At 28.9% G+C, this 13,046-nt stretch carries 12 protein-coding genes; 5 read left to right on the top strand and 7 right to left on the bottom strand.

Features of this window, described 5'->3' with window-relative positions; translation table 11 throughout:
• Positions 1–25: 25 nt before the first annotated feature.
• A complete protein-coding gene (locus H0I29_RS16675; protein WP_218753475.1) occupies positions 26–460 on the bottom strand; it encodes a hypothetical protein in 435 nt (144 codons plus the stop codon).
• A 118-nt stretch (positions 461–578) separates the two neighbouring features.
• Here H0I29_RS16675 and H0I29_RS16670 point away from each other — a divergent pair, with 118 nt between their 5' ends.
• Together H0I29_RS16670 and H0I29_RS16665 are read left to right on the top strand one after the other, a co-directional pair.
• Positions 579–1,022: a hypothetical protein gene (locus H0I29_RS16670; RefSeq protein WP_218753473.1), complete on the top strand. Its 444-nt coding sequence runs from the start codon at positions 579–581 to the stop codon at positions 1,020–1,022.
• A gap of 1 nt (position 1,023) precedes the next feature.
• Positions 1,024–1,224, top strand: a complete 201-nt coding sequence (locus H0I29_RS16665; RefSeq protein WP_218730648.1) for a helix-turn-helix transcriptional regulator — start codon at positions 1,024–1,026, stop codon at positions 1,222–1,224.
• 10 nt (positions 1,225–1,234) lie between these two features.
• Here H0I29_RS16665 and H0I29_RS16660 read toward each other — a convergent pair whose 3' ends face one another.
• The 5 genes from H0I29_RS16660 to H0I29_RS16640 form a co-directional block, all read right to left on the bottom strand.
• On the bottom strand, positions 1,235–2,635 hold the full coding sequence (locus tag H0I29_RS16660) for a TolC family protein (protein WP_218753471.1): 1,401 nt from the start codon (positions 2,633–2,635) through the stop codon (positions 1,235–1,237).
• A gap of 27 nt (positions 2,636–2,662) precedes the next feature.
• Positions 2,663–4,015 (bottom strand): HlyD family secretion protein, encoded by a 1,353-nt coding sequence (locus tag H0I29_RS16655; RefSeq protein ID WP_218753469.1) that lies wholly within the window; start codon positions 4,013–4,015, stop codon positions 2,663–2,665.
• Positions 4,016–4,021: 6 nt separating this feature from the next.
• The gene (locus H0I29_RS16650; RefSeq protein WP_218730645.1) at positions 4,022–5,686 is read right to left on the bottom strand and encodes a peptidase domain-containing ABC transporter; all 1,665 of its coding nucleotides are present in this window, start codon (positions 5,684–5,686) and stop codon (positions 4,022–4,024) included.
• A gap of 2 nt (positions 5,687–5,688) precedes the next feature.
• Positions 5,689–6,360, bottom strand: a complete 672-nt coding sequence (locus tag H0I29_RS16645; protein WP_218753467.1) for a TetR/AcrR family transcriptional regulator — start codon at positions 6,358–6,360, stop codon at positions 5,689–5,691.
• A 174-nt stretch (positions 6,361–6,534) separates the two neighbouring features.
• Positions 6,535–7,563 (bottom strand): hypothetical protein, encoded by a 1,029-nt coding sequence (locus H0I29_RS16640; protein ID WP_218753465.1) that lies wholly within the window; start codon positions 7,561–7,563, stop codon positions 6,535–6,537.
• A gap of 276 nt (positions 7,564–7,839) precedes the next feature.
• Here H0I29_RS16640 and H0I29_RS16635 point away from each other — a divergent pair, with 276 nt between their 5' ends.
• The 3 genes from H0I29_RS16635 (at position 7,840) to H0I29_RS16625 (ending at position 11,893) form a co-directional block, all read left to right on the top strand.
• Positions 7,840–8,292 (top strand): cold-shock protein, encoded by a 453-nt coding sequence (locus tag H0I29_RS16635; protein ID WP_068449806.1) that lies wholly within the window; start codon positions 7,840–7,842, stop codon positions 8,290–8,292.
• Positions 8,293–8,380: 88 nt separating this feature from the next.
• Positions 8,381–9,196 carry a helix-turn-helix domain-containing protein gene (locus tag H0I29_RS16630; protein ID WP_218753463.1) on the top strand — a complete coding sequence of 272 codons (816 nt, stop codon included), beginning with the start codon at positions 8,381–8,383 and terminating at the stop codon, positions 9,194–9,196.
• 183 nt (positions 9,197–9,379) lie between these two features.
• Complete coding sequence (locus H0I29_RS16625; protein WP_218753461.1) at positions 9,380–11,893, top strand: outer membrane beta-barrel protein; 2,514 nt, start codon at positions 9,380–9,382, stop codon at positions 11,891–11,893.
• Between the two features lie 92 nt (positions 11,894–11,985).
• On the opposite strand, the gene aroB is transcribed toward H0I29_RS16625, so the two are convergent.
• Positions 11,986–13,044: a 3-dehydroquinate synthase gene (gene aroB, locus H0I29_RS16620; protein ID WP_218753459.1), complete on the bottom strand. Its 1,059-nt coding sequence runs from the start codon at positions 13,042–13,044 to the stop codon at positions 11,986–11,988.
• Positions 13,045–13,046 lie beyond the last annotated feature (2 nt).

Raw genomic sequence — 13,046 nt, 5'->3', positions numbered from 1 at the left:
TTAAGCAGCTACTTGTGTTGTCTTTTTAGGTTAAAATTCCATCATCTGCACATTTTTTAGAGAACCAAAATAAGAATACAGAGAACAACGGAATTATTATCAACATAGAATACTCTAAATATCCATACCATTCTCTACCTGGGTTTATAAAAAGATTATACGTAGTTTGTATTATAACTGCAATTAATCCTATTAGAAAAAATGTTTTGGCTAATTTTTTTCTAAAGAATAATAAAATACAGGCAAATACTGATGAAAAAACAGCAATGGCAAAAGCAGCCATTACCCAAGAAGGAATATTAAAAATAATTTCTAATTGCTCTTTAGAATACATAGATTTAAAACGTTCCGTTTGATAAGCCTGATTTAAATAACCATCAACACCCATCAGATTCCAAATTAATCCAATAACAGCAATTATCCAAAAAGCAATACTTGGCTTATTCATGTTGTCCTTCATAATTTTACGTTTATAGTTTAGATATCTTAAATGTACAAAAAAACTTGTAGAAGATTAAAATGTAAAGTATATTTGTCATTATAGAAAATAAACTTGTCTAATTGTAAAACAAAATATCATGTCTAAATTATCCATTTGCGAAAGAGAAAGAAATCAATTAGAAAAATTAAATAAATTTCAACTTGGTAATCAATATAAAAAAATAGGGTATATTATAGCTATCGGAAGTTTTGTTTTAATGATTGCTAGAAAATATATTGAAGATTCAGATTGGTTAAAACCAGTTTTACATGGAGTATTGTTAATAGGTTTACTTGTAATTTCTTTATCCAAAGAAAAGCTAGAAGATGAATTTATAGATAGTTTACGTTCACAATCTTATCGATTGGCATTTATAATGGCAATTGTTTATTCTTTAGTGCAGCCATTAGTAAATTACGGAGTAGCAGTTTTATTTAATCAAGATGATAAATTACAGGGGTTTAGTTATTTTCAGGTGTTGTTTTTTATGTTGATTGTTCAATTGATGTTTTTCTGGCAATTAAAAAGAATGAATAAATAAGATGAAAAACACTTTAAAAGTACAAAGAGCAATTTTAGATTTAACCCAAGATGAATTAGCCAAATCTATTGGTGTATCTAGACAAACCATAAATTCTATTGAAAAAAACAGGTATGTTCCGTCAACAGTTTTAGCTTTAAAGTTATCTAAAGTATTTAATATCCCTGTAAATGAGTTTTTTACTTTAGAAGATAATGATTAAATAAATACGATTATTCTGCGATAGAGATAACAGTAGCTTTAAATAAACTTGCTTTAGTTTTAAAGAAATTATTTTCTAAATCGATTGCTTTTAGTTTGGCTTCAATTAGTTTTACTTCTCTATAATTAACTAAAAATAAAGAGCTTTCTCCTAAGAAAAACTTACGGTCTTCTGCTTTTAGCATGGTTCCATAATCACGAACAATATCAGTAGTTAAACTATTTTGTAAAACATAAGAACTTAATTCTTGCTGAATTGCATTTACTTTATTTTTAATGGCAATTTTTGCAACTTCGTTTTCAAATTTTTTGTCTTGTAGTTTAATTTTAGATAGTTTAAAATCTCCACGTTCTTTTCTTAAAAATAAAGGGACTTTAAAATTAATTCCGGCTTTATAATTTCTTGTATTTAGAGAATTTATTTGATTTCCGTTTTCTGTAAGAAAGTTATACTGAACATCTAATTTGGGTAATAAATTGTTCAATTTTAAATTTTTATCAATATTTAAACTCTTTATTTTATATTCTAAAGATTTAATTTTAGGGTGATTATCAATATTAAAATCTGCATTATTAAACAATGCAATATTAAAAGTAATATCTACATTATCAACAGTATATATATCTGGAATGATATTGTCTTGCAACTCTACAGGAGTGTTATCATTTAACCACAAATAATTAGACAATTCTAAAGAAGCTTTTATTAATTTAATTCTAGATTTTTCTAGGTTTAATTTTCTGCTTTTTAAAGTAATTCCTGCTTCTGTAGTATCTATGGCAGGTTTTTCACCTTCTAGAAATGCTCTTTTTGTAGCTTTAAAGCGAATTTCTGCATTTGTTAAAAATTCTTTATAAACACTATTTTGATGATACATTTTTAACCAATTAAAGTAGGAAATAGATGCATTATATAAAATCTCATTCACTAAAATTTGCTGGTCTTCTTTGGCTTGGTTTAAAAAGAATTTAGCTTGTTTTAAAGAAGCCATTCTTGTATTTATTAAAAGACCTTTTAATAAAGATACAGAAACTCCGGCACTATATAAACCGTCTTCTGGAACTGAATTTTCTGGGTTTAAATAATAACCATCATTATCCTCAAAATTTGCTTTAAATTCAATTCCGTAATAAGTAGGAATTTTAAAAGCTGCGTTTAATTTATTGTAATATTCTTTTTCTTTAAACTGTTTTTTATTAAAATCCACTTCAATTTTTGGGTCAAAAGCACCTCTTGCTTTTAGTAATTTGGCTTCACTTTCATTAATAATAAGATTTGCTTGTTTTACAATAGGATGATAGTTTTTTACATAGCTTAAATATTCGGAAAGTGTCATTACAGACGTTATTTTTTCCTGAGCAAAATATCCAGATGTAAATAGTAGAAGTAATATTAAAATATATTTTTTCATATAAATGTCTCAATAAATAAATTGAAATTATTTTTTCTTTGCATCAGTTTTTGTTCCTTTTGGCTGATAGTAGTTAGGAGGGAAGCTGTTAAGTTGTCTCCACATTTCAAAATAAATAGGTACGTCTTCTAAAAGTGCAATGGTTTTTGCGCCAGAACCGACTCTAATACCTTCTGGCCAATTATAATCTTTAGTATCTGGTGCAATTAAAACCCTGTATTTACCATTGGTGCTTATAAAGTTTTCGATAGCAATAACTGTTGCCCCATAGGTTCCGTAAGAAGCATTAGGCCAACCACTAAAAACAATTGCAGGCCAACCATCAAACTGAACACGCATTTTATCTCCAATATGCAGTAGAGGTAAATCAATTGGTCTCACAAATGTTTCTACAGCTAAATCATATTTTTCTGGCATTATACCTACTAGGTCTTCGCCTTCTTTAAAGGTTCCTCCAATTCCGCCTTTAATAGCCTTGTTTATATATCCATTTTGTGGAGCAGTAATGTATAATAAACTATTTCTAACGCTGTAGTTACTTCTACTATTTTCTAATTTAGAAACTTGTGCTTTTGCATCAAAACCACTAGATTGTGCTGTATACATATCACTTTGTGATTTAGAAATTTTATCAGTATAAGTCGCGTTTATTCGAGAAAGCTCTAGTTGTGCATTCAAAATATTATTTCTACTTGCTAGTAATTTATTTTCTTGAGATATTAATTTTGCTTGTGTAGCTTGTAATTTTAATCTTTTCTCTTCTACATCTTTTACTGCTTTTAGGCCTTCTCTTTGTAGGGTTTGTGTACGGTTGTATTGTTTTTCAGCTATTAAAGAATTTGTTTTAGCAGCTTCAAAATCAATACTATCACTTTTTACTTTTAATTTAGCTTGTAAAAGTTTGTTTCTTGTTTGTTCTATTTTTAAGTGTTGTTCTTTTCTTAAAGCATTAACTTGTCTTTGTAAAGCAGCTACTTTTCCTTGATATGCATCTACTGAAGAGGATTTTGCATTAATTTGATCGCTAGTTCTTTCTATTAATCGATTATCAAAATAATCACTTTTTACTTCAGAAATTCTTAAAATAGTATCTCCTTTTTTTACAAAATCACCTTCAGTTACAAACCACTCTTCAATTCTTCCAGGAATTTGAGATTGAATGGTTTGTGGTCTTTGGTTAGGAGTTAGTGTGGTTACTAATCCTTGACCAGATATATTTTGTGTCCAAGGTAAAAAGAGAGCTACAAGACCGATACAAGCAAAAACCAAAAGAAATTTGTTAAAAGCTTTGTAGTACTCTTTTTTGAAGATAATTTTGCCCGATTTAAAATCTTTTAAATCAAGATTTTTGTGTACTTGGTTGTTAGATATGTTTAACATTGCTCCTTAATTTATTGATTTAATTTCACCTTTTTCTAATATAATTGTTTCCTTAGATTGAGTTCTCCAACTCTTTTTACTGCTAGCTACAATTAAAGCCCATGGCCTTTTAGCGTCTGTTAGATAATTAATAATGCGTACAGTTTCTTCTAAATTAAATTGATCTAAAGGATCTTCTAAAATCATTATTTTAGGTTTCTTGATGATTGCTCTAGCTAAAATCAATTTTTTTGCAATTGTATAAGACATTTGCTTTCCTTCTGGATATAAAACAGTTTCTAATCCTTTAGGTTGTTCTTTTAAAAATTGTGTTAAACCAACAATTTCTAAAGCTTCATATATAGCTTCATCTTTAATTTCTTTATTACCAAAAACTAAATTGTTTTTAATGCTACCTTCAAAAGGAGTTTCATCTGATAATGATAAACCAAGTTGAGATCGATAATGATTTAAATGTAAACTACTTAAAGATAGGTTGTTGATGTATATGTTTCCAGAAGTTGGTTCCATAATACCTGCTATTAAATGTAATAATGTAGATTTTCCGGCACCACTTTCTCCCATAATTAAAATTCTACTTTTAGGTTTTAGGGTAAAAGAAACATTTTTTATAATGTGTTTCTCTCTATTTTCTACACCGAAAGAAACGCCTTCTAGCTCTACGGTTAAACCGTCTTTAAATATCGGTTTATCTCCTTCTTGAGCTTCTAATTCTTTATCTACAACTTGTCCTATTTTTTCTATGGATGTAAGCACATCGTAAAAAGACTCTAAACCTATTATTAGTTTTTCTACAGATTGTATCACTAAAAGAATAATAATTTCTGCGGCTACAAATTGCCCAATATTCATTTCTTGATTTAAAACTAAAGCACCACCAATTAACAGTAAACTTGCAGTTACAATTACTTTAAAGCCTATCATTTGAATAAATTGTAGCATCAATATTTTAAAATGATTTTCTCTTGCTTCTAAATAATTACTAACTAAATTATCATTTTTTTGAAGTGCTAAATTTGTGTTACCAGATAATTTAAAACTAACTAAAGCTCTTGCAACTTCTTGTATCCAATGGGCTACTTTGTATTTCTTTTTAGATTCTATAAGACTAGTTTCTAATCCTTTTTGAGCAGTAAACTTAAATACGATATAAATTAAAAGCAATAAAAGAATACCAAAAACGATAAAAAATGCGTGGTAAAAAGAGAGTAAAATCAACGCAAATATAATTTGCAATAGTGCGGTGGGTACATCTATTAATATTTTAGACAATCCTTTCTGAATGGTTAAGGTATCAAAAAAACGATTGGCTAATTCTGGTGGATAATCATTTCGTAGCTCATTCATTTTTATTTTAGGAAAACGGTAACTCAACTCAAAAGAAGCTCTTGTAAAAATTCTTTGCTGAATGGTTTCTATAATTCTTAATTGCATTAATTGCAATGCACCAGAAAAAATGACACCTATAGTTACTAGAATAACTAAAACAATCCAAGAAGTTGAGATTTGTGCACCTTGAATTAAGTTTATAATTGCTTGTATGCCTAAAGGGAGAGAAAGTGCTACAAGACCACCAAAGACAGCGTAGTAAAATATTTGAAAGATATCTTTTTTCTCTAATTTTAAAAGGCCAACAAATCTTTGCCATGGGGTTAATTGTTTGCTTTCCATATTTATTTAATTGTAGCTTTAACTAAGTGAATAAAAAAATTAGTAGGTGTTTCTGATGTTTTATAGTTTGTAATTAGTGGGAAATGAGATTTAAGAAAATGTTGATGTAAGCTACCTATTACAATGGTGCTTGCCAAACTTAAAGCAAACGGATATTTTTTATTTACCTCCAAAATTATGTTACTTATTCTAGTTATTACTCTTTTATAGACCTCAAAATACCCTTTTTTATTATCTAAATCTACTTCTTTTGTTAAAAAAGATTTTGAACTTTCATTGATGATTATATTATACAAAAGAGGTTTGTTTATGTGTAAAAAATTATCATCTTCTTTTACGTTTCTAGTTACCACGTCTATCGCTTTTTCTAATTTTTCATCAGCGTTAGAAATACTAAAAGTTTCAATAACCAATTGATACTCTATCCATGCCCAATACCAAGAGGATAGATATAAAAGTAATTTATGTTTGCTCTCAAAATATCTGTAAATAGAACTTTCGTTAGAGCTTATTTTTGCACCTAATTTTTTAAATGTAAAAGCTTCAAAACCAATTTCATCTATCAATTGAATACCCTGTTCTATGATTTTTTTTCCCAAAACAGATGTTTCAGGATCTTTGATAAATATTTTATCTGGTACAGAAATTTTTAAAGCAGATAATAAGTTTTCCATAATTTGTATTTTACAAAACAAATATAATAGTAATACTATTATTAAAGTGTATTTTACTATTTGTTTGCGTTTTTTTAACATATAAAAACTTAAATATATTTCATAAAAAAACCTTCCGTAAAAACGGAAGGCTAACATCAACATGCAATATTCAACTTTTTAGTTGAATATTTTTTATTTCTTATATAAGTATACTGCAGAAGCTGAAGCTAAAGTGTTGTTGTATACAGGAGTTAAGTTTCCTCCATTAGAAATGTTATTATAGGCTAAAATTCTTCCTCCACCATTTCCTGCTTCCGCAATAAAAACAGTTTTAGTATCACCGTCATAAGCAACATCTACTGGGTTTCCCATTAAGGTATTAGAACCTGCAACTCTTGTTTGTTCTGTTAAGGCTAAAGTATTACCATTAGCCGTTGCACTAAATTTACTTGTAAAGTTTTCTATGACTTGGAAACCACCATCATCTTGTCCGTTAGACGCTTCTCCGATATCTGTTAAAATCATTGTATCGGTAGCTATATCATAAGTTAAACCATGAGTTCTTACAATACCTTCAATTGCTATTTGTTTTGTTGCATCTAATGAGGTCGTAGATGTGTTGTTTAAAAAATTAGTAAAAACAGCTAACTCGTTTGTTGTGTCTGCAATAGCGTACAAATCGTTACCAATAAAGGTAATTCCCCAAAGCTTAATATTTGTTGTAATAGTATTTCTTAAATTAAATTGATTTCCACTTTTAGTGTAGATATACAATTTACCATCATTTGTTGCTGTATTTCCATCTGCATCCGCATTATCTGCAACTACATAAAAGTCACCATTTACAGCCAATTCTCTAGGACTTTGCATATCTAAGCTACCAACAACACTAGCGGTTACATTAGCGGAAATAACAGAGGTTGCTACTGATACGTCTGTATAACCTTCTAAGCCAAAAGTGCTTCTAGAAGCTTGTACTACTAAGTCGTCTTCACTGCTATAATAGATACCATCTGCGGCATTGGAAGAAGTTGTTAAGGTAGATTTGGTTACATTGTCTGTACTGTTTACGTTGTAAATATTTACATTCCCGTCAGAATTGTTAGAAGTAAATAATAATTTAGTTTGCACTTGAGCTGTAATATTATTCTCGCTATCAGAGCAAGACGTTAAACCTAGAGCTGTTGCACACAATAATGTAAAAATTTTAATTGTCTTCATAATTTAATGTTTTTTTAGTTATCAAAAATATATACGTAATAGTTTAACAGTCGGTTTTTTTTAAATGCATTTTTTTATAATATTTTAAGGATTAATAAAATAAATGTTCATAAACCTATAACTATTTTGAAAACTTTTAAATTTATCGTACCTTTGCAGGCATAAGAAAAAATACACTCCTCTAAATACACTAGTTAGCGTTAGTTTGATTTCGAATTTCCAGTTAGGTATTTTATCTTTTCAGAAATATTAATTTAAAAAACTCTTATATTTTTAATGGCAAAATCGCAGCAAACCTTTAGTAAAAGTGAAAAAGAAAAAAAACGTTTAAAGAAACGTTTAGATAAGCAAAAGAAAATGGACGCTAGAAAAGCGGAGAAAGATGAAAATGGATCAACAGGTATCCAATTTGCTTATGTGGATCATAATGGAAACTTAACAGATACTCCACCAGATCCAGAATTGAAAGTAGAATATGAATTGGAAGACATTCAGATTTCTGTAACCAAAAAAGAAGATTTACCTGAAGAAGATCCAGTAAGAAAAGGAAAAGTTTCTTTCTTTGATTCTTCTAAAGGTTTTGGTTTTATTATCGATTTAGAAAATAACGAAAAATATTTTACGCACGTAAGTGGTTTAATAGATGAAATTGCAGAAAACGATAAAGTTTCTTTCGAATTAGAGAGAGGAATGCGTGGTATGAATGCAGTTAAGGTAAAAAAAGTTTAACACTTTACTAACTTTATAAAAAATGAATCCTTCTGAAAAGAAGGATTTTTTTTTGTAGTATTTTTACGATCGATTAAAAAATATGTTGATGAGGGACAAAATTGATACCTATAATAAAATATCTGAATACAATGATATTAAAATTGAAGAGTTTGACGTTACTAAGCGCTATACAAAACCGCATAAACATAATAAATATTTAGAAATTGTCTATTTTATTAAGGGAACAGGTTTTCATCATGTAGATTTAAAGAGTTATAAAATTAAACCATCTACTATTTTTGTAATTAAAAGAGATGAGGTTCATCATTGGGAAATAACAACCAAACCCAAAGGATATGTAATCATTATTAAAGAAGATTTTTTACAAAAAACTTTAGATAAATTTATCAATAATCAGCTTTTAAAATTGCAACAGGTCTCAAAAATAAAACTATCTCAAAAAGATATTTCTCTAAAAGCGTTGTTTAGGTCTCTAACTTGGGAGAAAAAACAAGAAGCAGTAAATAGAGAAGCTGTAGAAGGTGGTTTAAGAGCATTATTTTCTAAGTTGGTAAAATATGCGCAGATAGAAAAAGTAGAAAGTACAGATCTAGTGGTTTTGTTTACAGATGTTTTATCTCGTACGTTAAAAAATAATGTTAATTTTTATGCAGAACGTTTAAATACAACGCCTCAAAACTTAAATGCAATTTGCAGAAAGGAGTATGATAAATCTGCATCAGATATTATTGCAGATTATATTATTAAAGAAGTTAAAAGGCGTTTAATGTATACAAATGAGGCAATTAGTGATATTGCTTATGGTTTAGGTTTTAAAGACGCATCTCATTTTTCAAAATATTTTAAGCGGTATACAAAAAAAACTCCAAAAACATATAGGTTACAAAATAAGTCCAATTAGACCTTGAAATTTTCAAACAGACCATTTTAAAGGTACTGAACTAGAATACTTTTGCTATAAATTATTAAGGATATTTTTTTAGGTAGTTTAAATCTACCTACTAAAAATTAAACGTTTTAAATTTATTTATCCAATCACTAAATTATAATTTACTAAACTATTAACTAAAAAAAAACTATTTAAATGAATTTTAAAAAATCCGTATTTTTATTGCTAACTCTTATTTTAAGCCAGTTAACAACAGCTCAATTAAGAGGAAAAGTTATTGAAGCAGATGAAAACTATCCGCTAGAATATGCTACAGTAGCGCTATACAAATCAGGTAATAAAGAACTTGTTACTGGAGTTGTAACAAATTTTGATGGAATATTTTCTTTTGCAGGTGTAAAACCGGGGAGCTATTATTTAAAAACTTCTTTTATAGGATATCAAGTAAGTACATTCAATACAATTGTTATCAATAAGAAAGGAGAAAAGAAGGATTTAGGAATAATAAAACTAATTTTAGGTTCTGGAAATGAGCTGAATGAAGTTGTGATTAAATCTGAGAGAAGTGCGGTTGTTCATAAAGTAGACAGACAGGTTTTTGATACTAAGAAATACCAAAGTACTGTAGGTGGAAATGCCGTAGATGTTGTTAAAAATCTACCTTCTATTACCGTAGATGGTTTAGGAGATATCAGTGTAAGAGGAAGTAAAGGTTTTACAGTTTTAATCAACGGAAAACCAACACAAGGAGATGCAAGCACTATTTTAGCGCAATTACCAGCGAATGCTTTAGAAACTGTAGAGTTAATTACGGCGCCTTCAGCAAAATATGATCCTGAAGGAAAAGGTGGAATTTTGAATATTATCACTAAAAAAGGGGCTATCAACGGCACTTTTGCACAGATTAATGTTCGTGGCGGATTTCCTTCAATAGAAGAATACGATACAAAAGTAGCGGCAAAAAGATATGGAATTGATGCAACCGTAAATAAAAGAACAGACAATTGGAATATTTCTGTGGGTGCCAGTTATCAACGAAATGATATTACAGGTAGAAGAGAGGGAGATATGTTTATTATAAATACTCCAGAAAATAAAACTACTTTTTTACCTTCTGATGGAGAGCGTAGTTTTGATGAAGTTACCTATAATGGTCGTTTTAATATAGATTACACACCAAATAAAAAGGACACTTATTCCGTTGGACTTTTTGCAGGAAAACGAACTAAAGAGCGTTTGGCAGATATTGTGTATTATGATAATCATGCTATTTCTCCTATTGGTGGAAACACGCGTGATTATACGTTTTCATATTATAATCATAATTTAAGAATTAGAAAAGGAGATTTTGCTTTAGGTAGTTTTGATTATTCACATAAATTTGATAATGATTCAAAAATAACTACTTCAATACTTTATGAATATACTTTTTTAGGAGGTCCTACAGAAAATGATAATTTAGGGAGCCCTGATAATAGTATTGTGTATCAAAAAGAATACAATACAAATGATAATCCTTTATACGGAGCACGTTTTAATTTAGATTACCAATGGAAACCTTTTTCTTTTGGTACCTTAGAAACAGGATATCAATTTAGAGACTTAGATCATACGGGTAAATTTGTGTATGAAAGAAATGGATTTCAGGTACCTGAATTTTCTAGTGATGTAAGTTTAAAGAGAACTATTCATTCTGGGTACGCACAAGTTACAGGAGCAAAAAGCAAATGGGAATATGCAGCTGGAGTTCGTTTAGAATCTATGGATAGAGTATATAAAGAAGCTTTACAAAGTGAGGTAACAGAAAATGTATATAACTACGATTTTGTAAAGTTGTTTCCTTCTGCATCTTTACAGTATAAAATTAATGATAAAACAAATATTAAAACAGCTTATAGTAAAAGAGTAGAAAGAACAACTACCTTTAAAATGAATAGTTTTGCAGAACGTGAGCATTCAGAAGTTTTTGAGCAAGGTGATAATACTTTAGAACCAGAATTTATAGATTTAGTAGAATTAGGAATTACTAAAAAATTAAAAGGAGGGAACTCTGTGTATGCAACAACGTATTTTAGACATGTAGATAATGTTATAAATCGTGTAAATACGTTAGCTTATGAGCAAAGTGGTGCAATTATAGATAGTGTAATTAATAGAGTATACTCTAATGTAGGTAAAAGTAATGCTATTGGTTTAGAGATTGGTGCAACAATAAAACCAACTGTAAACTGGACCAACTCTATTGGAGCCAATGTGTATAATTATGCTATTGATGGCGTGTTAAACTTTAACCATAGAGATGGAATTGATAGAAGTTATAATATAGATTCTAAATCAACTATTTATTCTTTTAACTTAAACTCTACGTATAGTTTCTGGGAAAACGCATCTGTACAATTCACTTTTAATTATTTGTCTGACAGAAATACTGCAATGGGAGAAGATTCTCGTTTTTACTCTCCAAATTTAACGTTCAGAAAAATGTTTATGGATGATAAATTAACAGCTACTTTGCAATGGCAAAATATGGATATGGGCTTATTGAATACCAATGAACAGCGTATAACAACCTCAGGAGTTAATTTTTATACAACTACAAACTACAAGTATGAAGTAGATATGGTTTCTTTAAATTTATCTTATACCTTTAATGCAGCTAAAAATAAATCTAAATTTATTGATAGTGAATTCGGAAAGAAAGAGTTTTAATCAATTAATTTTAAAACATAAAAAAATCCCCTTACAGTTTTTGTAAGGGGATTTTTTATAATATATATTTTAGTATCTAATTGATAAAAGAATTACAAATTATAGAACTCCATACTCTCCACAATCAATTCTTCAGGAACTTTGCAGTCTATTTTGTAATCTTGAAAATCGTTTAATAAAACAAAATTTACTTGTCCGTTTACGTTTTTCTTATCGTGTTTTAACATTTCCATAATTGCAGAAAAGTCTTCTTTTAAAAGATTCGTTTTATTATAAATAGATAAAACAACGTCTTTTACTTCGCTAACTTTTTCGGTTGGGAAACCTATTAATTTAGAAGACATAAAGCACTCGCAAACCATACCTATAGCAATTGCTTCTCCGTGTGTTAGATTTTCTTTGTCTTCAGATTCTAAGTAAAAAGACTCAATAGCGTGACCTAAAGTATGTCCGAAATTTAAAATTTTACGTAAACTTTGTTCCTTCGGATCTTGTAAAACAACTTCGTTTTTTATCTCTATAGATCGATGTATTAAATCACTAATAACTAGTTTTTTATTGTCTTTTATTTCATTGAAAAGTTTAAGGTCGTAAGTAATACCGTATTTAAGTATTTCTGCTGTTCCAGATTTAATTTCTCTGTCTGTTACAGTCGTTAAATAATCAGTATCTACAATTACCATTTCAGGGTTTGCAAACAATCCAATCTGGTTTTTTAGTACGCCTAAATCAACACCTGTTTTTCCACCAACAGAAGCATCCACCATAGATAATAAGGTAGTAGGAATATTTACAAAGTCAATTCCGCGTTTAAAACAAGAAGCTACAAAACCACCAAGATCTGTAATTACGCCACCACCTAAAGTAATAATTAAACTTTTTCTATCACCACCTAACTCTGTAATTGCATTCCAAACCCCAACACAAGTTTCTAAGTTTTTATTGATTTCTCCAGACTCAATTTCTATTACCTCAATACGTTTATCTGTTTCTAAATTAGGTATAAATTTAGGATAACAATGTTCCATTGTATTCTCATCAACCAAAATAAAGAGCGTAGAATAGTTATTTGTAGCGATTAAATTAGAAAGCTCTTTGTAGGCTTTGTCTTGAAAATGAACAGGATATGTTACTGCTTTAATAGATTTCATAG

This window comes from Polaribacter sp. R2A056_3_33 (assembly GCF_019278485.1).
Classification (GTDB): domain Bacteria; phylum Bacteroidota; class Bacteroidia; order Flavobacteriales; family Flavobacteriaceae; genus Polaribacter.
Note: the sequence above shows the minus strand (reverse complement) of the source record. Positions and strands in the feature narration are given on the sequence as shown.

Excerpts from the sequence above, each read along its gene's own strand:
- H0I29_RS16675 (WP_218753475.1), bottom strand. The coding sequence starts at position 460 with ATGAAGGACAACATGAATAAGCCAAGTATTGCTTTTTGGATAATTGCT.
- H0I29_RS16670 (WP_218753473.1), top strand. The coding sequence starts at position 579 with ATGTCTAAATTATCCATTTGCGAAAGAGAAAGAAATCAATTAGAAAAA.
- H0I29_RS16665 (WP_218730648.1), top strand. The coding sequence starts at position 1,024 with ATGAAAAACACTTTAAAAGTACAAAGAGCAATTTTAGATTTAACCCAA.
- H0I29_RS16660 (WP_218753471.1), bottom strand. The coding sequence starts at position 2,635 with ATGAAAAAATATATTTTAATATTACTTCTACTATTTACATCTGGATAT.
- H0I29_RS16655 (WP_218753469.1), bottom strand. The coding sequence starts at position 4,015 with ATGTTAAACATATCTAACAACCAAGTACACAAAAATCTTGATTTAAAA.
- H0I29_RS16650 (WP_218730645.1), bottom strand. The coding sequence starts at position 5,686 with ATGGAAAGCAAACAATTAACCCCATGGCAAAGATTTGTTGGCCTTTTA.
- H0I29_RS16645 (WP_218753467.1), bottom strand. The coding sequence starts at position 6,360 with ATGGAAAACTTATTATCTGCTTTAAAAATTTCTGTACCAGATAAAATA.
- H0I29_RS16640 (WP_218753465.1), bottom strand. The coding sequence starts at position 7,563 with ATGAAGACAATTAAAATTTTTACATTATTGTGTGCAACAGCTCTAGGT.
- H0I29_RS16635 (WP_068449806.1), top strand. The coding sequence starts at position 7,840 with ATGGCAAAATCGCAGCAAACCTTTAGTAAAAGTGAAAAAGAAAAAAAA.
- H0I29_RS16630 (WP_218753463.1), top strand. The coding sequence starts at position 8,381 with ATGAGGGACAAAATTGATACCTATAATAAAATATCTGAATACAATGAT.
- H0I29_RS16625 (WP_218753461.1), top strand. The coding sequence starts at position 9,380 with ATGAATTTTAAAAAATCCGTATTTTTATTGCTAACTCTTATTTTAAGC.
- aroB (WP_218753459.1), bottom strand. The coding sequence starts at position 13,044 with ATGAAATCTATTAAAGCAGTAACATATCCTGTTCATTTTCAAGACAAA.